26 protein-coding genes are annotated in these 25,432 nt (G+C 48.5%); 18 read left to right on the top strand and 8 right to left on the bottom strand.

The features are described from left to right. The first annotated feature begins 53 nt into the window (after positions 1-53). From NNL21_RS01455 to NNL21_RS01410, 10 genes are all read left to right on the top strand, one after another. On the top strand, positions 54-2,375 hold the full coding sequence (locus NNL21_RS01455) for an AraC family transcriptional regulator (protein WP_204815619.1): 2,322 nt from the start codon (positions 54-56) through the stop codon (positions 2,373-2,375). Positions 2,376-2,445: 70 nt separating this feature from the next. Continuing rightward, on the top strand, positions 2,446-2,961 hold the full coding sequence (locus tag NNL21_RS01450) for a GNAT family N-acetyltransferase (protein WP_204815618.1): 516 nt from the start codon (positions 2,446-2,448) through the stop codon (positions 2,959-2,961). A 584-nt stretch (positions 2,962-3,545) separates the two neighbouring features. After that, a complete protein-coding gene (locus NNL21_RS01445) occupies positions 3,546-4,619 on the top strand; it encodes a VOC family protein (RefSeq protein ID WP_204815617.1) in 1,074 nt (357 codons plus the stop codon). A 126-nt stretch (positions 4,620-4,745) separates the two neighbouring features. Next, positions 4,746-5,681 (top strand): helix-turn-helix domain-containing protein, encoded by a 936-nt coding sequence (locus NNL21_RS01440; protein WP_204815616.1) that lies wholly within the window; start codon positions 4,746-4,748, stop codon positions 5,679-5,681. A 33-nt stretch (positions 5,682-5,714) separates the two neighbouring features. Next, complete coding sequence (locus NNL21_RS01435; protein WP_204815615.1) at positions 5,715-6,089, top strand: GyrI-like domain-containing protein; 375 nt, start codon at positions 5,715-5,717, stop codon at positions 6,087-6,089. A gap of 15 nt (positions 6,090-6,104) precedes the next feature. Beyond that, entirely contained in the window at positions 6,105-7,055 is a 951-nt protein-coding gene (locus NNL21_RS01430) for a VOC family protein (RefSeq protein WP_204815614.1), read from the top strand. A 13-nt stretch (positions 7,056-7,068) separates the two neighbouring features. Further along, a complete protein-coding gene (locus NNL21_RS01425) occupies positions 7,069-7,656 on the top strand; it encodes an effector binding domain-containing protein (protein ID WP_256555000.1) in 588 nt (195 codons plus the stop codon). A gap of 17 nt (positions 7,657-7,673) precedes the next feature. Beyond that, positions 7,674-8,051, top strand: a complete 378-nt coding sequence (locus NNL21_RS01420) for a VOC family protein (protein ID WP_204815613.1) — start codon at positions 7,674-7,676, stop codon at positions 8,049-8,051. A 39-nt stretch (positions 8,052-8,090) separates the two neighbouring features. Beyond that, positions 8,091-8,876, top strand: coding sequence for an endonuclease/exonuclease/phosphatase family protein (locus NNL21_RS01415; protein ID WP_204815612.1), 786 nt, complete (start codon positions 8,091-8,093; stop codon positions 8,874-8,876). Positions 8,877-9,018: 142 nt separating this feature from the next. Next, positions 9,019-9,177 (top strand): hypothetical protein, encoded by a 159-nt coding sequence (locus NNL21_RS01410; protein WP_204815611.1) that lies wholly within the window; start codon positions 9,019-9,021, stop codon positions 9,175-9,177. On the opposite strand, the gene NNL21_RS01405 is transcribed toward NNL21_RS01410, so the two are convergent. Next, positions 9,161-10,054, bottom strand: coding sequence for an AraC family transcriptional regulator (locus tag NNL21_RS01405; protein ID WP_204815610.1), 894 nt, complete (start codon positions 10,052-10,054; stop codon positions 9,161-9,163). The two genes, NNL21_RS01410 and NNL21_RS01405, sit on opposite strands and share 17 nt — an antisense overlap. A gap of 173 nt (positions 10,055-10,227) precedes the next feature. Here NNL21_RS01405 and NNL21_RS01400 point away from each other — a divergent pair, with 173 nt between their 5' ends. The 3 genes from NNL21_RS01400 to NNL21_RS01390 all read left to right on the top strand — a co-directional run bounded on the left by NNL21_RS01400 (position 10,228) and on the right by NNL21_RS01390 (position 13,653). Then, positions 10,228-11,091, top strand: coding sequence for a phytanoyl-CoA dioxygenase family protein (locus NNL21_RS01400; RefSeq protein ID WP_204815609.1), 864 nt, complete (start codon positions 10,228-10,230; stop codon positions 11,089-11,091). A 121-nt stretch (positions 11,092-11,212) separates the two neighbouring features. Beyond that, a complete protein-coding gene (locus NNL21_RS01395; protein ID WP_204815608.1) occupies positions 11,213-12,118 on the top strand; it encodes a GNAT family N-acetyltransferase in 906 nt (301 codons plus the stop codon). Positions 12,119-12,183: 65 nt separating this feature from the next. Next, positions 12,184-13,653, top strand: coding sequence for a hypothetical protein (locus tag NNL21_RS01390; protein ID WP_204815607.1), 1,470 nt, complete (start codon positions 12,184-12,186; stop codon positions 13,651-13,653). Here NNL21_RS01390 and NNL21_RS01385 read toward each other — a convergent pair. Beyond that, positions 13,637-14,353, bottom strand: a complete 717-nt coding sequence (locus NNL21_RS01385) for an MATE family efflux transporter (RefSeq protein ID WP_256555084.1) — start codon at positions 14,351-14,353, stop codon at positions 13,637-13,639. The two genes, NNL21_RS01390 and NNL21_RS01385, sit on opposite strands and share 17 nt — an antisense overlap. On the opposite strand from NNL21_RS01385, the gene NNL21_RS01380 reads away from it, so the two are divergent. After that, on the top strand, positions 14,246-14,467 hold the full coding sequence (locus NNL21_RS01380; protein WP_256555100.1) for a hypothetical protein: 222 nt from the start codon (positions 14,246-14,248) through the stop codon (positions 14,465-14,467). The two genes, NNL21_RS01385 and NNL21_RS01380, sit on opposite strands and share 108 nt — an antisense overlap. A gap of 63 nt (positions 14,468-14,530) precedes the next feature. Here NNL21_RS01380 and NNL21_RS01375 read toward each other — a convergent pair whose 3' ends face one another. Next, positions 14,531-15,004, bottom strand: a complete 474-nt coding sequence (locus NNL21_RS01375) for an oligosaccharide flippase family protein (RefSeq protein ID WP_256555083.1) — start codon at positions 15,002-15,004, stop codon at positions 14,531-14,533. Positions 15,005-15,249: 245 nt separating this feature from the next. Between NNL21_RS01375 and NNL21_RS01370 the strand changes: the two genes are divergently transcribed. Both NNL21_RS01370 and NNL21_RS01365 read left to right on the top strand, forming a co-directional pair. Next, a complete protein-coding gene (locus NNL21_RS01370) occupies positions 15,250-16,182 on the top strand; it encodes a DMT family transporter (protein WP_204815606.1) in 933 nt (310 codons plus the stop codon). Positions 16,183-17,511: 1,329 nt separating this feature from the next. Continuing rightward, a complete protein-coding gene (locus NNL21_RS01365) occupies positions 17,512-17,637 on the top strand; it encodes a hypothetical protein (protein ID WP_256554999.1) in 126 nt (41 codons plus the stop codon). A gap of 244 nt (positions 17,638-17,881) precedes the next feature. Here NNL21_RS01365 and NNL21_RS01360 read toward each other — a convergent pair whose 3' ends face one another. After that, positions 17,882-18,778, bottom strand: a complete 897-nt coding sequence (locus NNL21_RS01360; protein WP_204815605.1) for an AraC family transcriptional regulator — start codon at positions 18,776-18,778, stop codon at positions 17,882-17,884. Between the two features lie 182 nt (positions 18,779-18,960). Here NNL21_RS01360 and NNL21_RS01355 point away from each other — a divergent pair, with 182 nt between their 5' ends. Together NNL21_RS01355 and NNL21_RS01350 are read left to right on the top strand one after the other, a co-directional pair. Then, positions 18,961-20,793: a glycoside hydrolase family 127 protein gene (locus NNL21_RS01355; protein ID WP_256554998.1), complete on the top strand. Its 1,833-nt coding sequence runs from the start codon at positions 18,961-18,963 to the stop codon at positions 20,791-20,793. A gap of 173 nt (positions 20,794-20,966) precedes the next feature. Continuing rightward, complete coding sequence (locus tag NNL21_RS01350; protein WP_204815604.1) at positions 20,967-21,437, top strand: SIS domain-containing protein; 471 nt, start codon at positions 20,967-20,969, stop codon at positions 21,435-21,437. A gap of 51 nt (positions 21,438-21,488) precedes the next feature. Here the strand turns inward: NNL21_RS01350 and spoVB are convergent, their stop codons facing one another. The 4 genes from spoVB to NNL21_RS01330 form a co-directional block, all read right to left on the bottom strand. Beyond that, positions 21,489-23,045: a stage V sporulation protein B gene (gene spoVB / locus NNL21_RS01345; protein ID WP_204815603.1), complete on the bottom strand. Its 1,557-nt coding sequence runs from the start codon at positions 23,043-23,045 to the stop codon at positions 21,489-21,491. A 205-nt stretch (positions 23,046-23,250) separates the two neighbouring features. After that, a complete protein-coding gene (locus tag NNL21_RS01340; RefSeq protein ID WP_204815602.1) occupies positions 23,251-24,039 on the bottom strand; it encodes a 3-hydroxybutyrate dehydrogenase in 789 nt (262 codons plus the stop codon). Further along, entirely contained in the window at positions 24,039-24,704 is a 666-nt protein-coding gene (locus NNL21_RS01335) for a CoA transferase subunit B (protein WP_204815601.1), read from the bottom strand. The genes NNL21_RS01340 and NNL21_RS01335 overlap by 1 nt, the downstream gene beginning before the upstream one ends. A gap of 24 nt (positions 24,705-24,728) precedes the next feature. Beyond that, positions 24,729-25,418 (bottom strand): CoA transferase subunit A, encoded by a 690-nt coding sequence (locus NNL21_RS01330; protein ID WP_204815600.1) that lies wholly within the window; start codon positions 25,416-25,418, stop codon positions 24,729-24,731. Positions 25,419-25,432: the final 14 nt, after the last annotated feature.

Here is a 25,432-nt window from a genome sequence, read left to right as displayed (position 1 = left end):
TTCACGGATCGATGTCAAATAGGAAGAGACTCGATGACCAGGGAGGTGAAGGTATGTTGAAATTATTGAAGCTGAAGCCTTCATTGCCAAAAGGCAGTTACTTGTTTCGATTAATTGCGGCGAATACCGTGGTTTTTGTATTATGTTTGTTCATTCTTGCTGCGGTAAACTATACGTTTACGAACATGATCAGCGAGAAGCAAATATCGGAAGCGCACCAGAAGCTGCTCTATCAAACCGATACCAACATTGAAACGTTATATGAACGAGTGTTTCAGATCGGCGAGCAGCTGCTCAATGACAAGGATGTGATCAAAGGGCTGTATTCCACCGGACTCGATCCAAGCGACTCCCTCACGCTGGACCGCAAGCTCCGCGATGTTGTAAACGCGAATGAATTCATCAATTCCGTCTATCTATACAATGGAACGACGAAGCGGTTCATTCATACGATTCCGCAGGACGTCGACATCTCAGTTATCGATCCGGAGGCCAGCCGCCTGGTACAGATCCGGAACCAGTTAGGCAAAATGATCTTTCTCCCTCACAAACAGGAGTATGTCTATTCCGGCAAGCGCTATGAAAATCCAATCCTGTCGCTTATTTTTACCGAGTCGGATTCCAAGTCGGAATATGCAATCTTTATTAACTTAAAATTGACTTCCCTGCAGGATTTGTTCGATCGAATGGGTCAATCACCGGATTCGAGCTTCATGATTGCAGATAAGAACGGAGTCGTCATTGCCCGCAGCGACCAGCCGAATGCCTTCCTGGATTCCACGGCGAGCCAATCCTTTGTAGAGAAGGTCATACAGGATGGCGAATTAAGTGATAGTTTCGTGGACGATACGATGAACGGCTCGAAATCGCTGGTCACCTACATCTATAATGATAAGCTGGATTGGTATTTGGCGAATGCGACCCGCTATGCGTATCTAACCAAGGACAGCTTTATTCTTCAACGCAATATTGTTGTCGTGTCTCTGCTTGTGCTGCTTGTTTGTTTAATTGCAACCGTTTTCATGAATAGAAGAATATATGGACCGATCGGCAATGTCATTCAGATGGTGAAGGGGACGGCTCCGCTTCAAAGCCCGCCCGGAGAAGCAGACGATGCCGAATATTTGAGCGGCGTATTCAAGAGTTTAATCGGTAGAGTCACTTCGCTCGAGGACACGACATCCGAAGACCGGAAGCGTTTGAAGGAAGGCGTATTGAAGGATCTGCTCATGGATCAAGGAACAATGGGGGATCACCGTGATTTGCCGCAATTGCTTGAACGGCACGGCGTCCGGCTCGGCCACCATCCGCTGCGCGTCTTTGTAATGGCGCTGGAAGGGAGCGAACGAAGCGGGGAGGAGGAGCCGGACGAACGGCTGAAGCTGGTCACGGAAGCCGTGTTTGAGCTTGCACTCCGGGTATTCCATGAGTATGACGGCATGGAGAAGGTCGATATCGGCCACCACTCATTCGTCCTCATTATGCATGATCTTCAGGAGCATGCGCCGAGTGAATTGATGAATAGTTTCATTCAGCAGGTAGAACGGATGATGGGGATTCACATGAAGATCGGAATCGGTTGTCGTGCGGAGACTCTTCATAAGTTGTCTGACTCGTTGGCTTCAGCCAAGGAAGCCCTTTCTTATGAATTTGTCCAGCCCGGCCTCAGTCTGTATGACTACGACTCTATCCAGGATCGGATTAAGGTTCCATACCTTTACCCGGCTAGGATGGAACGGGCGCTCTTTGATGTGATTAAGCTGAATGATGTGACAGCGGCACACCGGATCCTGCGTGAATGGTTCGATGAGATGACGAAGTATTCGGTAGCCGATATTCGCGGTGCGCTGCATCAATCCGCCTTCCGATTCGAGAACGAGTTTCGGGGGTTAGTAGACTTCACGCCGCTGCTGGAGAGCTATGACAAACGCACACTTGAAGGTGTCGTGAGCACTCTTCTGCGACTGGAACGAGTCGAGTCGTTCTATACCGAGCTTGTCGATTTCATCATTGCGCTGTTAAGGAACGATCGCCACAGGGATACGAGTGTCTTGGTCAATCAAGCCTGTGAATATATCGGACAGCATTACACGGACAGCGATCTCTCAGCCGATTCAGTCGCCGCACAGATTGGGATTACCGCCCCGTACTTCAGTAAGCTGTTTAATGAGAATTTAGGCGTTTCATTCACCCATTATGTGACATGTCTGCGCATGAAGAAAGCGGAGAATCTGCTGCTTGCAACGAATTTGAACATCAAGGAAATCGGAGAACGGATCGGGTTCGTGAACAGCTCATATTTTATAACGGTATTCAAAAAAAACTGCGGTTCGTCTCCGAATCAATACCGGCAGATGAAAAGGAAATCCTCGTAGAGGAACTGGTAGTCGTACACATGATTAAGATCAGACAACTTGACTTATTTTGGAAAAATGGGGTTATATCATGTCAAGCAATAGAAAAATAGCGTTTCCTGAATTAGAGACAAAGCGAATCCGGTTAAGGCTGCTAACTCTCGCAGATTCAGAAAAGGTCTATCATCATTTCTCGGACAGCGAAGTGACGCGGTATATGGATATTGAACCATGTAAGGATAGGAAGGAAGCCGAAGAAATTATCCAATATCATCTGGATGATGCTGGATGCCGATGGGGGCTGTATGACAAGATGAATCATACCTTCCTGGGTACATGCGGCTTCCATTATCTGAGAAATACGAATGACGCGTTTACTGCAGAGGTCGGCTTTGATTTGTCTAAGCTCTACTGGGGCAATGGATTCATGCGTGAGGCCATGCAAACCGTTATTGAATTTGGTTTTACGGGGATGAAGCTGGATGTTATCGATGCAACGGTTGAACCCGAGAATGAGCGATCCATACATCTCATGAACCAGCTCGGATTTCAAAGGGAAGTCGAGCTGCGAGATGACTTGATCTATTTCTATCTGAAGCGTGTTTGAATAACCGCAGGGCTAGATTGATCTCCAAATGACTATAATCATTCTCTCCATGTTATAAAAGGTCCGATTGGCGTTGGCTTCTCAGGCAAAGCCTATAGTGAGCCGACGTTGTTCAAAATAGCATACGGGTTTGAACAGGCAACACGCCATAGGTATCCGCCTCAATTGGAGTAATGGTGGTGCAGGGAACTATTCCTGTACCATCATTTTTCTTTTCTCATTATATCGATAAAGAAATGAGAGGATGTATCTTCTGTAGGAGCGACAGCGTTTGCCTTTGGAATCGTGAAATCTCCTTGACGCGAGTTTACTTAATCCCAATTTCACGATTCCAACAGCAACCGTAAGGAGACACATCCCCCATAATCATGATCGATAAATAGGTTTGTCAGCATCCACTGTAGGCAGCGTATAAAGCTGATCTCCTGGAAAGTATTGAGACCTGCAAAGAAGAGCGAGCTCGATATAAAGCGGATCTTATGAATCATCTAGCTGATACAAGAAAATATCCCAGTAAATGACTAAATATGGTAATGTAGTTGGTGACGAAGCATCTTAATCCAGATAATAGGAGCGAATTGAAAATGAGTGAATCCATACAATCCGTAACGACCCAAACGATATTCAACAATATCGGAAGCCTTTACTTGCCGGTCGATAACGGCAATGAGATCTGCCAGTGGTACGAGAAATATTTCAATTCTGCAAGTGCGCGAAACCTGTCTCTGTTCTGGGAGACGACCCAAGAGAAAGGATTGACCTGCAATTTCTGGACGGATGAATGGATTCCTGGTGAAACTTATGAAATGTTTGCTGTCCGCTTCGAAACGGATGCAATAGAAGAGTTATATGAACGTCTGTCGGCTGCTCATGTGAAATTGGAACCTCTTCATGATGTGGACAAGTCGGGACTTATGTTTGTTTATACCGATCCGCAAGGTAACAAGTTTCAAGTGTGGCAGCGCTCTGATACGCAAACACAACCGCTACGTGAAGGTGTGCCGGCTTTAATCGGGGTGGCCGCGTTATTCTTTCCTGTTAAGGATCGAGCAGTTACCTATAGTTGGTATACAGATTTTCTTGGGATTGAAAGGAGTGTTTCAGGACAGCCCATGACGAGTTTAGGGCAGGAGTTTCATTTCTATCGATCCATTGAGCCAGGACGAACCTTAAATTTCTATACGGGTGCTGGAGAAATTCAGCATATGGCGATCGCTATGGTGCAGATGAACGGAGTTGAAGCGTTCCATCGACGGATGATCGACAGTAGACAGCGGGTGCAGGAAGAAATTCTGGATCGGGAAGGCTGCGGTTACCAGTTCCAGCTCTATGATCCGGATGGCAATAAGTTGGATATATGGGATCTGCAGACGATGGTCGTTCATATCCCCGATCAATCAAACAGCCCGGACTGGAAGGATCGATTTGCATTCTTCAATTGCTGTTTCCATGTCGGGATGGACGAGTTTGTACAAAAAATGATCGAGGGCGCTCCTGGCTCCAGACATAAACGTCTTCAGATTCTGGACACGGCTTTTATTCGTGAATCCGATCCCGAAGGCTTGAATGAGCTAGTGGCAGCACTGGAGCAGTTTGGCAAGCAATATCCGCAATGGGCGGTAGACATAGATTTTCGGGAAGGGCCTAGCATATTTTGAATTCTCTGGTAATGTTCCGATAGCACGTACGGCTTGACGTGCTTATTTCTGATAATTTTGAACAAAGCTGGCCCATGTCACGCTGTTATAATGATTAGCAAGACGTCATCAAGAATAGGTGAGTGAATGAGCTATATCGAATCCGTGCAAAGGGCTATTGACTACATTGAGGAGCATCTGGAGGAAGAGCTGGATCTCTCCAGCATTGCAGAGGAGGCTTATATTTCGGTCGCCCAATTGTACCGGGTGTTCTACGCGCTCACCGGACATCCCGTCAAAGAGTACATCCGGAAGAGAAGGATGAGCGTCGCGGCCAATCACCTAAGGAACGCCAATTATTCCGTGGAGGAGCTGGCATGGAGCAGCGGGTTTGAGTCATATCATTCGTTTGCCAAAGTGTTCAAGAAGATCGTAGGCGTGACTCCCGCTGCCTATCGCAGCGCCGATTTCTATTTCAGCTTCGAACCGATCCGCCTGCATGAGCAAGTAGCCTACAAGGAAGACAAGGAGCAAGCAGAGCTGTTTCCAGATGTCAAAGTCATCCGGTTCCTGCCTGTCAAGATGCATGCCTACCTCCACATGAGCAGCCAAGAAGCGGGCATAGAGCTCGAGGCCTTCCGGATGGTATATGAGAAACTCGGTCTACATCAGGCGGCAAGAGGAATGAAGCCGAAGCTGCGGATCTTTGGGTATAACGTAGATCTCCTGGATGAAGAAGGAGAGTCCCGATTTGGGTATCGGATGCTGATTGCAGGTGGTGAAGAATGGATCGATCCGGATTCTTTTGTCGAGGAGCCATTCATTGGAGGATTGTATGCTGTAAGAAAAATCGCCGCTTCACCGCCAGAGGTTGTTCAGGAGGGATGGAACCGGCTCCTGTCTGAATGGCTGCCGAAAAGCACCTTCGAGATTGGCCCACATCCTTGCATCGAGGAATTCATCGCGTACAACGGTAAAGTAACGAGAATGAACCTGTTCCTGCCTGTGCAGCGAAAGTACCGCAATGAACCGATTGAAGTCGTGGAGCTGCCTGAAGTACAAGCCTTCTTCTGCCGGGGATAAGGTCCTCGGGCTCAAGTAGCAGCCGAACAGGGATTGATTGAATGGTTCAGAAGCAGCTCTGACTCAAGCCGGATCGTTGAACAAGGGAAGTACTACATGTCCTTCCATTATGGGTGTCAGGATTCCGAGGAATATTGGTGGGAGAATGGTATTGTCACTCGCGTACCCGAGGCTTCGAAGCTTGCAGGTTTGGAACAGAAGCCAATCGGTGCGGGATCGTATGCCTGCTGCGTCTCCAAGACCTATGGGTTGTTGTCTGGCGTACTGGATAAGATGCACCGCTGGATAACGACAAACAATAGCTATGAGCTGGATGAAGAGCGGCAATGGTTCGCGGAATATCACACATTTGACGGCATGAATATTGAGCGGGACACCCTTGTGAAAATTTATATTCCAGTGAAATAAGGAGTGTGGTCCATATTGAATAAGTCCGCTAGATGGATCGGCGATGAGAATTTCAAACCAAACTACGTTACCAACGCATTAAAAGTAATTAAGGGACATGAAGGCGTGTCATCCGAACCTGGACACAATCAGCCAGCAAGTCTCTCGAACGGACTTGAGTCGGGAATTGATCGGATGACTCTGGTTCAGCTGCCTGCCAGCGACCTTAGGCGAGCAGTTGCCTTCTATGTTGAAGTAGTGGGAATGGGGCTGGAATATCCTGAGCGGCCGATTGAAAGCCATGCGTTCTTACAGACGGTGCCGCGGATAGGACCAGGGCTGCATATTCTGGAAACTCCGGATTCAGAATTCAGGCATCTGCATGGCAGCGTGAATGGTGTTCTTGAAGAATACGCTGCACTATACATTCAAAGTCTGGATCGGCTTCGAAGTCGGCTGCAGCAAGCGGGAGCTGAGATTGTAACGGAACCCGAAGCGGGCTACATGTCCTTCTTTGACCCTGAGGGGCATCTCATCGGAGCCTATGAACGGTCAGACTCTGAGATGAAGGATCGGTTCGAATCCAATATGACCGGCTTTCGGCATGTTCAGATGCACGTTAGAGATCCGTTGGAAGCGGCAGCCTTCCACGAGGATGCGCTGGGATTTGCTAGAGTTGCCTCCCATATGGATGCCATCTATATGCAGGTGAATAGCGGCGAGGTCAATCAGCCGATGATTCGATTGGTGCAAGCAGCGGATCCAGATCACCCTTTATTCATGCACTGGATGCTGGATGGCCAGCCGAAGCATGCCTTGGAGCTTCATTCGAAGAACATTGGGGCATTGAAGGAACAGGTGATCGCAAGGGGCGGCAGTATGAAGGAAGAGCTCGAGTTCACCGGGTGCGGCGGCTATCTCAAGCTGTATACGCCGGACGGGCATTACATCTGGGTTAATCAGGATCGCAGCTACTGCGATTATTGACGGAGGAATAATAATGGGACAGCAGGCCAATCGGGAAGGATATCGACCGATCCGAATCCCTCAGGTGTTGAGAATGATTCAGCAGCAACAACTGATAAGAGAGGTGAAAGCTATGGTCATCGAGGATATGAAGCCTTACATTGTGGAACACGAAGAGTTAAAGTTAATTGGCATTCCATGCATTAGCTTGAACGATATGGGAGGGAAATACCATCATGCAAAGGAGGCGCTGCTGTCATCGGCGAAGCATCTTCCATCCGTGAAGAATGCTTCCGTACAGTTCGGCATCTGGCCTCAGGTTCCGACGCAGGAGCAATCGGAGATGCATGCCTATATCCTATGTGTAGAGGTGGAATCCTTCGACAATATTCCAGAATGGTATTTCAAGACCATATTGCCGCCGCAGAACTGTGTAGTCGTCTCGAACAAGGACGGTAATTTTGATGCGGCCAGCGGCGAAGTTGACCAATATATTCGGGATAACGACTTGATCGTAGACGCTGAAGACAGGAAGTACATCATCTGTGAGCGGTACAATTATGAAGGGGAGGGCTTCGCCCGATACTCGCTTCCGATTCAATCTTCTTCTACTTCACAATGAGACAGGGGACAAGTCCAGTGGGTATTCAACTGAACAGCACTTACCTTACGATACCGGTTAGCAATCTGAAGCGGTCTGCGCAGTGGTATGGAGAACACTTCGGATTCAAGCTCATTACAGAGGATCCTAATTATCTTGAATTGATAAGCGATTCCGGAATTCGAATTCTATTCCAGCAAAATGATCATAACCTGCATTCTCATTTCATCTATCCGGGTGGGGCGGTTCAATCCTCTTACGGGTTCCTTGTGTCTTATGCTGAATCGGCCTATAATTATTTAATAGGTCAAGGTGTTAAAGTCGGCGAGTTTTTTGACTATCAAGGAAAATCCTTTTCCGTCTATGATCCGGATGGGAACTTTATCGAGATATGGAGTTTAGCCAATCAGAGCTAAGGGGATTATACAATAAACCAAGTAAGGAGATTTTCCGTTATGAAAATGTCTGTGATGACGTTGAATTTACGCATTCATGTTCCAAGCGACGGCGACAACGCATGGCCACACCGCGTGCATGCTGTTGCGGATCTGATTCAAGAATCGAACCCGGTTATACTGGGAACACAAGAAGGCTCGTACGGCATGCTCAATGACTTGGATGGCTTGCTGCCCGCATACAGCCGAATCGGCGAAGGGCGTCTAGGCTTGGAGAGCGGCCAATCGCAGTCGGATGAATTATGCGCCATCTATTATAAGCATGCGGAGTTGACCGTTATTAGACATGGCCAATTTTGGCTATCGGAGACTCCAGAAGTGCCCGGGAGTAAGAGCTGGGATAGCAGCCTGCCAAGAATTTGCACGTGGATTTGCTTTGAACTTAAACAGCGGCCTGGAACCCGCTTCTATACCTTCAATACGCATTTTGATCATATGGGACAACAGGCTCGGGAAGAAAGCGCCAAGCTGATTATCGCTCGCATCCGGCAATTACGCGAGGAAGAGCATCTCCCTGCTATGCTGATGGGTGATCTTAACGCGCATCCGGACAATGACGCGATTAAGTTACTTCGGGAGCAATTGTCCGATGCCTATTCGATCTTGAGCGAGCCTGTGGGCCGCACATTCCATAATTTCGAAGGCGGTGTGGAAGGTCAGCCCATTGATTACATATTCGCAACATCGGATGTCAAGCTGACAGATACCCTAGTAGATCGAAAGCTGCGTAATGGAAAATATCCGTCCGATCACTATTCCATTGCTGTATCCGTGACGCTAACCTAATACCCGGGACAATGCTGCGTTCACGAAGAGAACCATGATCATCTTTCATCTGTTGAAAGATCGATCATGGTTCTCTTTTTGTTAAGCGGCAGTCCGATCTCACAAGAAGATGTGAAGAACAGGATTCAGATGGTTGAGAGCTGTGTTACAGTTACGAGTCTATCCGATAAGCGGCTTTGGACGAAGCGACGAAGCTCACCGGTTCTATATCGAATTAGGTTATGAAGTGACCGGATGCCGTTTCGTCAAAAAGGTGAGCAGCCATCACGATCAAGCTTCGAGCATCATAGAGGATCGCTAGTATGGTTCCGCTTGGGGCTATACTTTTTGATATACTGCAGAGGTGTCAGATTGGTTAGTCGTTGAAAATCCCGGTAAAAGGAAGAGGAGCTCTGAAATCCGCATTGCTCATAGATTTCTGTGACCGTCAGCTCGGTTTGCGTCAGCATTCGTTGAGCAGCCTGAACACGGAATTGGGTCAAGTACGTTTTGTAGCCTTCCCCCATCACCTCGGTAAATAGATGCCGCGCTCGCGATGAGCTAAGAGACATGGCTTTGGAAACATCATCCAGACTAATGTTCTCCTGATAGTGGGTCTGGATATAGTTCAAACCTGACTTGAGCGTTGTGTATTTGTTATACATACGATGCCACGCGGCATCGCCTTCGACGTGGTAATGCCGCAGCAGCAAGGAACAAATGTGAAACAGCAGGCTTTTTACAATTTGACCGTATGCAGCCTTCTGGCCTGCAAGTTCATCCTGCATATCCTGGATCAGACGTCCGATTTGCCGGGCAACCGGGAGGTCGGCCGATATTTTGTGGCTAAACTGATTACGGTCGAAGAAAAAGGGGCGTAGGAGATTGAAGTCCGTTTGTTCCAGGGTAGAGGCATTGAAGAATAGAAACAAATTGGAGCATGTTTCCCCCCGGTAGGACTTGGACGTATGTCTCTCTACGTTGTTCACGATAATGAGATCTCCCGGACGAATCTCATATTCCCTGTCTTTGAAATAGAAGGCCCCCCGCCCGGACAGACAGTAGCAAATTTCCAATGCATAATGCCAATGGGGAATCTCCGGAATGGTCGCAAGTGTCCATGGAACGAGTGCGATCCCTGTTTCCGGATTCGTGCTATGGTTGATATGGATGGCTTCAACGAGCTGTATGATATTCACGAAGAGCACCTTCTTAGTAGAGATTACTTGCTTGATCAAGCAGGGATCAAGCTCTGTGGCGTTGCTCAGGAAATAGCCGTTTCTGGGAATAATTCGGACGTTACTGTTATTGTTTCTATGGCAGATAGACCGTAATATGAGGTTATTCAAAATTCGGAAAAGGGGCATTGAATATGTTGAACACATCCATTCTACCTTACCGTTATGAGTTTAACCAGACTGAACTGCCGGAGATTAGGGCGTGCGTTGAGCAGCATGGATTTGCCATTGTGAAACAGCTGCTGCCGCTCGGAATGATTGAGATGTTAAAGGCTGAGGTCCGCCGCGTCTTGGAGGACCAGGCCAAAGCTTCGAACGATGCAACTCATGTTTCCATTAACTTTATTGAAGTTTCACCGGTCTTCGCTTCACTGATGACGCACGAGCCGTTCATGAGCATTGCCCGCGAGCTTCATCATCATGTGCCGATGACCTTGAATCGTTCAGCAGCCATCTATAAGAAGCCCGGTGCTGGTCCGATGCAGTGGCATACCGATTGGGGCCCTCTGGAGCATCCATATGGAGCCGATGCGATTCTGAATAATTCCGGCGCTTCCTCCATGTGGTTCTATTTGAACGGAATTGACTCCGTTCGAGGCGGGCTGGCCATTATTCCCGACTCCCATACGGAAAACTGGGCTGCTCCGGACGGCTTCGAATTTACCGCTAGAAGAGGTTCGTTTCATAGAAAGGGCAGCGATCCGATCGCCCATGGCCAAATGGAGGATGTACCAGGAGCTATACCGGTTATTGCAGATCCCGGTGATCTGATTATCTTCGCAGAAAGAACGTATCACGGCGTATACGCCCACCGCGGATCCATGACGAGATTGAGCTGCGGTATGAGTTTCTGTCCGAGGAGCTATGAAGCCGAGCAGACCTGGCCGCTGCCGGAGTCGGCGCAGCGGTTCATAGATTCCTGTTCGGATGAAGTGAAACCGTTGGTCGAGAAATATTTGGGCATAAACCGGCAGTGGATAAGCAGCTCCGATTCATAATTGCCGATTATTATGGAAGCCGCGTTGTGTTCCAAGTATAATGGGTATGATTGTAATTCGTTCCGCAGAATGGCAGAAGTATGCGCTTCCATTGTGTGCGCAACGTGATGAGGTGAACCAAATGGAAGTGAAATTGGAGCGGCAGCTCGAAATACGTTCGCTAGGCGATTGTACAATTCGTGAAATTACAGAACAATGGAACACCGGTTTTCTAGCTTATTTTAACGATATGAATCTATCAATCGAGAATATGAATATTCGGTTAGGGAGATTGAACATTCACCCGGAATTATCGGTTGCGGGGTATATCGATGGGATTCCCGCGGGCTTCGTGATGATCGGCATAGCGCATGTCGGCGGACGTAAACAGGCATGGAACGGGGGGACGGGAGTCAACCCGGAATTCCGCGGACGTTCGCTTAGCAAGCTGCTGCTGCAGGAGGCTATTCGGCGAACACAAGCCGCCGGGGCGGAATCGCTGTCCCTGGAAACGCGGACGGATAACGATCGTGCGATTCGCTCTTATCTTAGTGTCGGATTCACGATTAGAGAAACCCTTCAGGTGATGCGCAGAGAGGGCGCATTCACGAGCTTACCCTTCCTGAGAAGCTACAGCACGGATTATCGTATGTTCCCGGTTACCCCGGACATTGTCGGCAGACTGGCATTCTATGCCGACACGCCAAAATCCTGGACAACCGAGTGGTTCAATGCTCAAGGCCATGAAGCTGCTATTGTGTTAGACCGCAATAGCACGACCGTCGGGTATGTGTTGTACAGTAAGAGCTGCAGAGCGGACGGGACAGTGGAGAGTGTCATGCTTACTCATTGCGAAGCTGATCCGATGCGCAGTGATGCGGGTGATATCGTGCGGTTTATGCTGGGTGAAGTCTTCACGCCGCTCTCCGGACCGTACACCCGTCGAGTTCATTATTTAAGGGAGAGCAATGTTCTTGCGATGGAAGCATTGCGCGAAGCGGGGTTCCAAACCGTGTTCGCTGAACACATGATGGTTCTGGACTTCTAGCCGCATCTCCCGTGTCGTTATAACGGTGTGTGCATGACTATGACTATGAATTGGGGGCGTCTTTATTGGACAAGGATACGACGAAATTCCTACAAGGCTGGGCTCAAGCGGATATAACGCCTGAGCAGCCGGTTTCGCTTGCAGGACAATTCCATACGAGGCTGTCAGAGGGTGTGCTGGATCCATTGTCGGTAACCGTCTGGGCGATTGAATCGGGAGAGGAGCAGGCAGTCTTCGTCTGCTGCGATCTTGTCTCCATTCCCGATGAATTTCGCGATGCGGTTCGTGAACGGGTTCGGCAGCAAGTAATCGGATTAAATCCGCATAAAGTCATTATTAATGCAACTCATACCCATACAGCGCCTGAGATTCGTACTTCAACACAGACGATTGAACATATGGCAAGCCGGGGGTCGGGCGTTGAGCTGGACTCGATGCCGGTCGAGGCATATAATGCATTCGCCATAGAGCGGATTGCGGATGCGGTCTCGCAGGCATGGGCTTCTAGAGCGGCTGGCGCCGTTGCGTATGGCTGGGGGAATGCGGTAATCGGCCGCAACCGTCGGTGGGTCGATGCCGCAGGCCATTCGATCATGTACAATTTGGATACATCCATCAGCAGTCCATTCCGGCATATAGAAGGATATGAGGATCACAGCTTAAACCTGATGGCGACGTACGATTCGGAAGGGGAGCTAACCGGGCTAATTATTAATCTCCCCTGTCCTTCCCAAGCAAGCGAGATGTTGTATGAAGTGAGTGCGGACTGGTGGTGCGAAACCCGCCAGCAGCTTCGCAGCCGCTTCGGTGAGCATCTCTATATTCTTCCGCAGTGCAGTGCTGCCGGGGATCTATCACCACATCAGATGCTCGACCGCGAAGCCTATGAGCGAATGCTGATGCTCAAAGGCCGGACGATGCGGGAGGAGATTGCATGCCAGATCGCCGATGCGGTCGGGGACATACTCCCCTATATCGCCTCTACGCGCGATTCTAATCCGGTCATTCAGCTGCATTCCGTCCAATTGGATTTGCCGGCGAATAAGCTGACCGAGGAAGATGTCCGCGATGCCAATCAAGAGGCGGAGAAGCTGCTGGCCGAATTTGAACAGGAACAGCGCCGTCTCGACGAGAACCCGGAGCTGCGCAAGCAAGCCCGCTGGTATGTGCATGCGAGTTACCTGTACCGCAGACGGCATTGGTATTTGAATGTGGGAACCCGGTATGAGCAGCAGAGAACATGCAGCACTCTTCCTGCGGAGATCCATGTTCTGCGATTGGGAGAAGTAGCATACGCCACCGTCCCCTATGAACTGTACCTTGACTTTGGCAGTCAAATTAAGGTGCGCAGCTCCGCTAAGCAAACCTTTATCGTTCAGCTTGCGGGAGCCGGAACCTATCTTCCGAGCCCCAGATCGGTAGCCGGCGGCGGCTATGGTTCCGTGCCGGCCAGCAATAACCTCGGACCCGAGAGCGGTCAGGTGTTAGCTGATCATATATCCGAAACGATCCATGGTCTTATGGGGAATGAATAACGAGGAATGAAATAGTGGTTGGGCAGGAGGGTAAACCTGACCAACCATTATTTGTGTATGGATGCCAGGAGCTGCTGGAATTTTGCATCTTTACTTCGGCGTGATGCGGCGCAGGAGGGGAACTCTGTGGAGATCGTTTTTTTTTTATGAGATTCATCGTGAATAATCCAGTAAGATACTCAAGTAATGAGAGACTTATTGTAACGGCTATCGTTAGCAGAATGGGATACGCGCATTGCTGCATATACAGCAATGAAAAGTACCCGCAGACCGCCATGAATAGCGTACAGCATCCTACCTTAACCAAAATTCGAGTATTGACGTACAATCCAAGCGAACGGGAAACCGAGTAGAAATTAAAGAGGGTCAGCAAACATATCCCAATATTGATGCCAAGAATGACGCCGGCAATACCCAGCTTGGTTCCGAAGAGGATGATGCACCCTATCTTAATCAGCGTTGAAACAATGAAATTAACCATCGTAGTTTTTGCTTTTCCGATTCCGAGCAGCACGGCATGCAGCGGCCCCTCGAAGTAATGGAGAATAAAGATTGGAGCGATCATCTGAAGAAGCTTCCCTGCCTCAGGAGCATGATAGAGTACAGTAGTCAGAAGATCGGCCCATATGAAGAGGATGACCGTGCTCGGTGCTCCAACAATAAGCGAGATTCGAAGGGCTTGTTCGATTCGATGATGAATCAACACCTGATTATTCTGGGCCTTGGCTTCACTAATCGCGGGGAGCAAAGCCGTGATATCATGACCGTGCTTGTCCCGGACACGATTAAGCTCTGTGTGATCAAGATGGGTTGAAACGCTCTGTAGATGGAATCGATGATACCATTCCCGGTGGTCGGCAATCCGATTCGCAGCAAATCATGAGAGTCTTTCTCCCATGCTGAATATGCTTGCCATAGCGCCTGCAGCGGCAAACTCGATCCCATAAGGCAGCAGGATGTGGACTAAAACGTTGATGAAGCCTATCCGCACAAGCTGTTCAATGATTTGCGAGAAGGAGAGCGGATTCATATTCTGTCTGCCTCTAAAGTAGCCTTTCAGAACGGAAGAAATCGCTACAACAATCGGTGCTATCGGCGTGATTGCGAGCATGGCATAATACGCTCTTTGATCGGTTAATAGATACTGGGAAATCAGCTTTGCACCAATAAAGGTTAGTAAGGTCAGGAATAGGCTGAGCGTTGCCGTCACGGTAAGGGATACGATAAGAATCTTTTTCACCTTATGATGCTGCCCTTGAGCTTCGGCTTCTGCGACTAATTTCGATATAGCGACCGGCAGGCCAAGACAGGTGAGTGTAATGACAAGCGGTATTAGCGGCTGGGCCATCATTAACAAGCCGACGTCCTCAAGCATTCGATCCAGAATAATCCATTCATGAAGCCGAGAACACGGCTGATGAATGCGGCGCCGGTAAGTAAGTCATGTACAACCGCAATAAATGCTTTGTCGCGCTACCTTATAAATCTGTCTTTTGTACATATGACCAGAGAACGGCTTTAATCCTTATATACAATTTCGAAAAAATTGGTTTATCAAAAGAATCTAATAATAAATTATAAAGGATCGAATTAAGAATGAATCAATTAAAAGTTGTTAGTGTGATTACACTTATTAGTTTAATATGGGGTTATTTATGGGTTACAGCTAAAATGGGGCTAGAGGATATCCCTCCTTTTCTATTTTCAGCATCAAGGCTTTTAATAGGAGCAACAACCTTATTTTTACTTTTATTAGCAAAAAGACAAAAAATCTTACCAAATAAAAAAGAATGGCTTCCATTTTTTTATCTAAGCTTATTTATGTGTGTTGGTTATTATGCTCTATCCACTTATGGATTGCAATTTGTAGATTCAGGCCTATCGTCTGTACTTGTTTATACGATGCCTATTATTATTAGTGTGTTAGCACATTTCTTCTTAAATGAATATTTAACTCTAAATAAAGTTATTGGTCTCACTGTTGGAGCAATTGGTCTTTTATTCATCTTAGGTCCAACGATAAAGCATCTATCTTGGAATGACTCGTTGTTAGGTGAGATTATTATTTTAGCTTCTGCCTTCTTCTGGGCTTGTGCAAGTATCTATACAAAAAAAATTGGACAATCTCATGACAAATTGAAAATGACCTTGTGGCAATTATTAATGGGTGGTAGTTTAATCCTTATTATTTCTTTAGGAAGTGAACATGAAGCTATTTCTCAGATGACATTATCTACTTCATCTATACTTGCTTTGTTATATAATGGTGTTTTGGGAACAGCAGTAGCATTTGTAGGATGGAATTGGGTATTGGGTAAAATTCAAGCATCTATTGCATCAATCTCTTTAATGACGGTTCCAATACTCGGATTGATTTTTGGCTGGCTTCAATTAGATGAGAAGATCACCAGTAATATTCTAATTGGTGCTGTTTGTATCTGCCTCGGTATTTTATTTACATCTATTCAAAGAAAGAAAACCGTTAAAGGTACTAAAAGGAAAATGCTATTAACCAGTGATGAAAGGTAAAAAATTCAGTTTTCTCACGAATGCTCGCTTATTCGCAGGATTTCACCCTTGCCAGAATGCGGAAAGATAGCTAAAGAACCCTAATTGAAGACCAGGACAATATGAAGACCCGAGGAAATAGAGGGGGAGGTTGCAAGCCCCATATCCTTCCAACTGCTGCACGCATTCTCCACGCCGCCCCTGGAGGTTCTCACTCCCATGTCTCAACGGGTCATTGCCCTCTCATTCCTTCGTTACGCCTGTCCAAGGGGTGGAGGCCGGTCTTGCTATCGTTACGGGATTATTTCAAGTAGAACCTCGGCCTGAGTTCGATTCAAAACCCTCTAAACCACACCCGTACCATAACATATATGTTGAGTGTGATTGCTCCCTTGATTGCACAAGCCTGGAAGTATGAAATACTGAAAACAGACGATCTTCGGGTATGGAGATCAGCTGTTTTCTTTGTTACTTATTCGGTAGCCTTCAAAATAGGATTAAGTTGCTTGTTTAGCAATTGTAGAAAGGCTTATCCGATTCATTCGGTGAGTTCGTTCCATCCGACGTCGGGGGTATCTTTTCTGTTCAGTGACAAAAAAATGGTCCCATTCAAAGCCATACAAAAACTATTGTATTAGAGTTACTATTCAGCAATTTCCCGTTTTCGTTAAGTTTAAAATCATCATCATTATTTCCTGTAACTTTTAACACCGAGTTCGCACCCATAATGACGGAGGTGCTATTTGAATTTCACAAATCTGGAAGCATGGAGACAGGTGAGAGTAAACTGAGGTAGTGGAGGGATCGATGGAGTCACCATCGATCATATTGTAAATGAATATGGAGAAGAACGATTCGTCGAAGAAATTCGTGAACAATTGATTACGGGTACGTAACATCCGTTGCTAGCCAGATGCAAAAAGATACCCAAGGGGGATGGAAAGTTTCGCCCGTTAAGTATCCCAGCTATACGTGATCGCGCAGTCCAGATGGCACCGAAGATGGTAATCGAACCGTAAGAGAGCGCCGGCAGAAAATCAATTGTGCTGGAATTTCTCCAAATAACGATTCTCTGTCCGTAAGCCATACTTACGGATCAGAACGGCATATTCGTACCGCCTGATCGGTGGTTTTGAAGATGGTACCGTACGCCCGAATGATAAACTCATCGGGAGCAAGTGATGGTCCTATATCAAGAGCTGAGGTAGCTGCAATGTGCTGCGGCTGCTTCAGAAGTCCGATCTCATTTTAATATTGTGTAATCAAAAAAGATTATCCCGCTCAAGCTCGCAAGAGAAGCATTCGGGATAATCTTTTTTTCGCACCAACTCCTGGAATTGGACTTTGCCAATGAAAGTTGAGAAGCGTCTTTTTCCAGCCGCGATGTTCGGCCGCTTCATCGAAAACCATCCGCAGGTCGGCAATGGGCAATGGAATGAATGCTCATTGCTTGAGACGGAAGCAGCCTTTGGATAGCTCCTTGAAAATCAGGGTTTCTCATAGCTCCCACTATGGAGGATAATCCGGAATCGAGCTGCGGCTGCTGCCGATGAGAGCAAGGCTCTTTTTTAAAACATCTCTCGTATTGATCGGTCCAAGCTCCTCCGTTACTCCAATGAGCACAAGTTTTGCGCTCTTAATCATAATATCGGAGCTTGGTTACCGTGGCTGAACTGAAGCGCCAGCCTGTACATTCAATCACAATGTCAACTTTTTTGTTTCACTCCGGATGCACGACTTCTTTCGACGCTGCTGCTTTGATGTTGCGGAAACGCTGCCTGTAATGCTTCGGCGTAACGGTTTCGATTTTGACGAAGCAGCGTATGTAGTACGTGGAGGTGCTAAAGCCGACTTCTTGGGCGATGGTGTAAATCGACATATCCGTATTTACGAGCAGCAGCTTGGATTGTTCGACGCGGTAGCGGGTTAAATATTCCAGGGGCGTGCAGCCATATATCTGTTTCATGCAACGGGTGATATAGGTAGGATGGAAATGCAGCCGATTTCGAAAATCGTCATAGCAGACGCGATTGCGGTAATTTTGGCGAAGGTACGTTTCCACCGCTTCCGCAAGCCGCTCGATAGGCGAAGCCTGCTGCTTTTGCTTTTCGTTCATATCAAACAGCAAACTCTGAAACACGGCTTGCTGCCGCCATTTGGAATCCGTGCTCGGATTTCCTTCCAACTGCAGCAGTGTTTTCAATTTCTCGTAAGCGCTCGCGGGACTCGTAAAGCTGCAAAACCGCGGGAGATGGATGGGGAATTCTTCTATTCTCTGATACAATTGCTTGGTGCGCTTATTCATATCCGGGACGATTTCGGAAACCTCTGTCCATTCCCCTGTGCTTTGGAAGTGAATCCAATAAAAATGAGTAGTTGCGGTGCAAGGATGATAGGCGAAATGGCGGCGATCCGGATGCAAAATCAACGCTTCTCCCGGCTTCACGCTCCATTGCCGGTCTTCTTCTTGGAAAAAGAGAGCCCCCTTGGTGACGATAACCATGTCGAAGACGGAAATGCTGCTGCGATTCGGGTGGACTTGTCCGATTTCGTAGGTATCTTCACCTCCCACAATATAATGAGGCAGCGGCGGGGCTATAAAACGGAAGTTGGCCATCACATGAGTTCTCCTTATCAAAAAGTTCAAATCGTATGATAAACAGGTGCGAAAGCTGCCTGTTTTTCTTTTATTGTAGCATGTATATTTGGCTTAGAAAGGTTAATTCTCACAATCTATCTTATGCAAAAGTTGTATGGAATTGTATGGTAAATGAATGATTGAGAAGGAGTTGTTAAGCGGTGGGATCCGTTGCAAAAGCGTTTCAAAGATTTACTCCCGTTCCATTTACGCAGGTGGCAATGAATGATGCTTTCTGGGTGCCGCGGCTGCGGGCGCATAAGTCCGTCACACTTCCAGTTTGCCTGGATAAGTGTGAACAGACGGGCAGAATTTCGAATTTTGCCAAGGCCGCAAGTTTGACGGAAGGTGAATTTGAAGGCATATTTTTTAACGATTCGGATGTATATAAAGTATTGGAAGGAGCCGCTTATTCATTAATGACGCACCCCGATACAGAATTGGAAGAGCGCGTGGACGCGATTATCGATCTGATCGCTGCGGCTCAAGAGGAAGACGGTTACTTGATGACTTATTTCACCTTGGCGGCCCCTGATAAAAAGTGGTCCGATATGGAAAAGCACGAAATGTACTGCGGCGGACATTTGATCGAGGCGGCGGTGGCTTACAAGCAGGCGACGGGTAAAGATAAGCTGCTGAATGTGGCCTGCAAGCTAGCCGATCATTATGACGCGATTTTCGGTCCTGGTAAGCGCCACTGGGTGGATGGTCATGAGGAAATCGAGCTTGCCTTGATCAAGCTGTATCATGAAACCGGGGAGGAACGCTACTGGAAGCTTGCCCATTGGCTGCTTGAGGAGCGGGGGCACGATCACGGCGTCGGCACGATTTGGGATAAAGAAGAATTTGGGCCGAAGTACTGCCAGGATGATAAACCGGTTCGGGATATGACCGATGTGAGCGGTCATGCCGTTCGCGCGATGTATCTGTACACGGCGATGGCGGATGTCGTTACGGTGACCGGGGATCTCGGATACAAAGCTGCTCTGGACCGATTGTGGGAAAGCGTCGTGCAGCGCAATATGTATATTACCGGGGGCATCGGTCCTTCCAAGCATAATGAAGGTTTTACAGTGGATTACGATCTGCCGAACGAAGAGGCTTACTGTGAAACTTGCGCAGCGGTGGGCATGGTGCTGTGGAACCACAGAATGAATTTGCTGCATGGAGACAGCAAATATGCGGATATCGTAGAGAGAGTGATGTACAACGGGGCCATAGCCGGCGTATCATTGAGCGGTGACAAGTTCTTTTATGTGAATCCGCTAGCTTCCCAAGGACATCATCACCGTGTAGAATGGTTTGATTGTTCTTGCTGTCCATCGCAAATCGCGCGGTTCTTGCCGTCTATCGGGAACTATGTATATGCGGCTTCAGAACGAGGAGTTGTAGTCAACATGTACATGCAGGGATCAGGCACGATTCCAATAGCATCAGGCGCGGTTGGACTGACGCAGCAAACGGAATATCCGTGGAACGGAAACGTTGCGATAACGGTGAATCCGGAGAGAAGCGGGGAATTTGAGATTCTTCTGCGCTACCCGGGCTGGTGCAAAGGTGCCGTTCTTTCTGTCAATGGCGAACCGCAGGAGAATTTTGAAATCGAAAAAGGCTACATACGCCTGAATCGGGTCTGGAAGGCCGGCGATATCGTCTCGCTGCAGCTGGATATGCCGGTAGAGCGGGTGAAGGCTCATCCGAAAGTCGGGGAGAACGTGGGCAAAGTAGCGCTGCAGCGAGGGCCCGTCGTGTACTGCCTAGAAGAAACCGATCAGCTTGCTCCGCTCGAATCGATATCGATCGACGCGCACACGATGTTCCTGGCTGAGCGTCATCAACATGTACTGGAAGGAGCCGTCATCCTTCACGGACAGGACGTTAACGGGCAAGGCGGAATTACGGCGATTCCCTATTATGCTTGGGATAACCGCCAACCTGGCGGCATGGCTGTATGGCTGACGGAGCGTGAAAGAAGCAGCGATTTATATAGGTAAGCGTACCAAGAAAACTCCACCCTTTCCCTTTGAAGCGGTGGAGTTAGTTCTTTCTATTAGGGTGATGAGGCTGTTGGGAGGCATGCAGCGATGCACATCCTTTTTGAGCTGTTTAGTTTAAAAAAGATCCGCAGTAAATTTTTTATTCTGACTACGATCCTACGGTCATCCCAATGCTGTACGTCAGCTTTGCCCTCTACCGGATATCGGCTGACAAGCTGGTGAAAAATTCGGAGCAACATGCGTTTTCCGCGCTTGACATCGGAGAGTATTATCTCGACCGGCTTATCGTGGATGAGAACGATCTGCTAACCGGCTGCAGCCATTCGAACATATTCGCCCAAGAGGTATTTTACCGGGCCGGCGGCTTTCTGCTGATGAATCCGATTTTTTTGCCCGGCATGACGCTGGAGACGCCGCCGGCGACCCGCACGTCGAAGTTTGAGCGGATACCGGGCATCGCTGAAGCGGTGCTGTCCGAAGCGCCGATCCGCGAATCCGACGTGCTCGTCATCGCTTCGGTTTCCGGCCGCAACGACGTCCCGGTGGAGATGGCGCTGTGGGCCCGCGAGCGCGGCGTGAAAGTCGTCGCGCTGACGTCATTCGGAAACGGTAGCGAGCCGTCATCGGAGCGGCAATCCTGACCAACCACTATTTGCGTATGAACGATAGGGAGCTGCGGCAGTTTCTCATGGTTACTTCGGCGTGATGCGACGCAGGAGGGGAACTCTGTGGAGATCGGTTTTCTTGATAAGGCTAGTCGCGAATAACCCTGCTAGATACACGAGTAAAGAGAGACTTATTGTAACGGTTAACGTTAGTAGGAGGGGGTAGGCTGATTGCTGCATATACAGCAATGAATAGTGCCCGCTGATCGCCATGAATAGCGTACAGAATCCTACTTTAACCAAGATTCGAGTATTGACATACAAACCAATCGAACGGGATACCGAGTAGAAATTAAAGAGGGTCAGCAAACAAATACCAATATTGATGCCAAGAATGACGCCGGCAATACCCAGCTTGGTTCCGAAGAGGATAATGCATCCTATTTTGATCAGTGTTGAAACAATGAAGTTCACCATCGTTGTTTTTGCTTTTCCTAATCCGAGCAGCACGGCATGGAGCGGACCCTCGAAGTAATGGAGAATAAATATAGGAGCGATCATCCGCAGAAGCTTCCCTGCTTCAGGAGCATGATAGAGAACGGTAGTCAGGGGATCGGCCCATATGAAAAGGATGACCGTGCTAGGTGCTCCAACAATAAGGGATATTCGAAGGGCTTGTTCGATTCGATGGTGAATCAATACTTGATTATTCTGGGCCTTGGCTTCACTAATCGCTGGAAGTAAAGCCGTTGAAATCGATTGGGTAATAAAGCTGGGCAGAAACAACAGCGGAAACGTATAGCCTGCCAGCAGTCCATACATTTTGGTCGCCATGACGGTGCTTGTCCCGGACACGATTAAGCTTTGTGTGATCAAGATAGGTTGGAAAGCTCTATAGATAGAATCGATGATCCCATTACCGGTGGTTGGCAGTCCGATTCGCAGCAGCTCATGAAGGGTCTTTCTCCCATGCTGTAGATTGTGCTTCCACTTCTCGCCGGATGGTTTCTTCCTTCGATACAGCTTAAACATAGAAATCAAGTACAGCAACGAAACGCCCTCGCCGATCACACTGCTCGCCATAGCGCCTGCTGCTGCAAATTCAATCCCATAAGGCAGCAGGGTATGGACTAATGCGATGATGAAGCCGATCCGCACGAGTTGTTCAATGACTTGCGAGAAAGCGAGCGGCTTCATATTCAGTCTGCCTCTAAAGTAGCCTTTCAGAACGGAAGAGATCGCCACGATCGGTGCAATCGGTGTAATCGCGAGCATGGCGTAGTAGGCTCTTTGATCGGTTAAGAGATGATGGGATATGAGCTTCGCACCAATAAAGGTGAGAAGTGTCAGGAATAGGCTTAACGCTGCCGTCACGGTGAGGGACACGATTAGAATCTTTTTCACCTTATGATGCTGACCCTGGGCTTCGGCCTCTGCGACTAATTTCGAAATGGCAACCGGTAAACCGAGACTGGTAAGTGTAATGACAAGCGGAACCAGCGGCTGTGCCATCATTAGCAAGCCGACGCCCTCTGTCCCCAGAATACGAGCCAAAATGATTCCATTCATAAAGCCAAGAATCCGGCTAATGAATGCCGCGCTCGTGAGTATGAATGTTCCTCGTATAAAAGATTGTTTCTGCATGGCGACGATCATCTCGCTTTCTTACTACTTATATATACGCGTAAGAAAGCTATACATGTACAACCTGTCACAGTAATTCTAGCAGCGAACGAATGAAGAGCTCTTCGACTAAGACCTGAATGTTCTAAGGAACGGAGGATGAATGATGTACTCCATATAAAAAAGACCCTTGTGTCAAGGGCCTGAGATTAAGCGTGAATCTTCCTTATTGTGCGGTATAGCCTCCGTCAAGTACGACGGCTTGCCCTGTCACGCCTTTGGCCCGATCGCTTGCGAGAAACAGGGCATAGTCGGCGACTTCATTCGTCTCCAGCAAGCGGCGTTGAGGGACAAGGGGGAAGATGACTTCTTCCAATACCTTCTCCAGCGGGACTTGACGTGTCCGAGCCAGTTCTTGCAGCTGCCCTCTAACTAAAGGCGTATCCACATATCCCGGACATAGCGCATTAACGGTAATGCCGAAGGGGGCGGCTTCCAATGCGGCGACCTTCGTTAAGCCGATCACGCCATGCTTTGCGCTATTATAAGCGGCTTTCCCTGCAAAGCCGACCAATCCGTTAATGGAAGAGAGATTAAGAATTCGGCCATAGCCCTGCTGCTTCATATGAGGCAGTGCATGCTTCATAGCGATGAAGGGGGCGGTGAGCATGATCTTGAGCATCAGCTCGAATTTCTCGGTCGGAAAATCCTCAATAGGAGCAACATGCTGGATGCCTGCATTGTTGATCAGAACGTCCAAACGACCGAAACGCTGGGCGGTCTGGGTGATAAGCCGGGCGATGTCCGATTCCAATGTTACGTCTGCTTGTATGGCAGCAGCCTTGCCGCCGGAACGAACGAGCCGCTGCAGAGCTTCTTCCAATTTCGTGCCATTGTTATCCGATAAGACGACGTTTGCGCCATGCTGGGCGAAGGATTCGGCGATATGAAAACCAATGCCCTGTGCAGAACCTGTCACGATGACAACGCGACCCGCGAACGAAGTGCTGTCCATTAATAAGCTCCCATCTGCACGCGATCAGATACTAGTAGGGGAGGTTCGGTTGCATGGCGGATTTCGTCAACTGTATACCCTTCGGCAACTTCGACCAGAAGCAGGCCTTCACCTGTAATATCGATCACTGCTCGATCCGTAATAATACGGTTAACCACGTTCTTGCCCGTCAAGGGCAGGCTGCAGGTATTCAATATTTTCGGTTGTCCGGCTTTATTGACATGGTCCATGATGACGACGATCCTCTTTGCCCCATGCACCAGATCCATTGCGCCGCCCATCCCTTTGACCATCTTGCCGGGTATCATCCAATTGGCCAAATCTCCGGCTTCAGATACTTCCATGCCGCCCAAGATCGCCAGATCGATATGTCCGCCTCGTATCATAGCGAAGGAATCCGCACTGTTGAAATAGGAAGCGCCCGGGATGGCAGTCACCGTTTCCTTACCGGCGTTAATCAGATCGGGGTCGACCCGGTCGGGTGTGGGATAGGGACCTATCCCGAGCAGACCATTCTCCGACTGCAGCACGACCTGCTTGGCAGGGGAGATGTAATTGGCTACCAGCGTGGGAATCCCGATACCAAGATTGACATAGTAACCGTCCTGCACTTCTTTCTCTGCACGCATGGCTATACGTTCCCGAATCCCCAATTGTTCACTCATTATATCGATCTCCTCTCCAGCGTATTAGGCTTGTGTCGTAAGCCGCTCAATTCGTTTCTCTTGCGCACCCACAATGAGCTTCTGCACAAAAATCCCCGGGGTGTCGACAGCTTCTGGATCGATGTCGCCGATCTCTACGAGCTCCTCGATTTCTGCAATCGTCACTTTGCCTGCGCTTGCCATCATCGGGTTGAAATTGCGGGCGGTCTTGTTATACACCAAATTTCCCATCCGATCCCCGCGAGCTGCGCGGATTAAGCTGAAGTCGGCAGTTAAAGCATGCTCAAGAATATAGGCCTTCCCGTCAAAAAGACGCGTCTCCCGTCCTTCGGCTAGCGGGGTTCCAACTCCGGCCGGCGTATAGAAAGCAGGGATGCCTGCACCGCCAGACCTGATACGTTCGGCAAGCGTACCTTGCGGCACTAGCTGCGCCTCGATCTCCCCACTGAGTACCTGACGCTCGAACTCTTTGTTCTCACCGACGTAGGAGGCGATGATTTTGGAGATTTGCTTGTTTCTGAGCAGCAGGCCTAGACCCCAATCGTCAACACCGCAGTTGTTGGAGATGACGGTGAGGTTGCGGACTCCACTGTCAGCCAATGCGGCGATCAGCTGCTCAGGGATGCCAACGAGACCGAACCCGCCTACCATGAGCGTTGCGCCATCGGGAATGATCTTGACCGCATCGGCAAACGAATTCAATATTTCCTTCATAGGAGTAGTCTCCT

This window comes from Paenibacillus mendelii, from assembly GCF_024498075.1.
GTDB classification, from domain to species: domain Bacteria; phylum Bacillota; class Bacilli; order Paenibacillales; family Paenibacillaceae; genus Paenibacillus_Z; species Paenibacillus_Z mendelii.
This window is presented reverse-complemented; position numbering and strand designations above follow the sequence as displayed.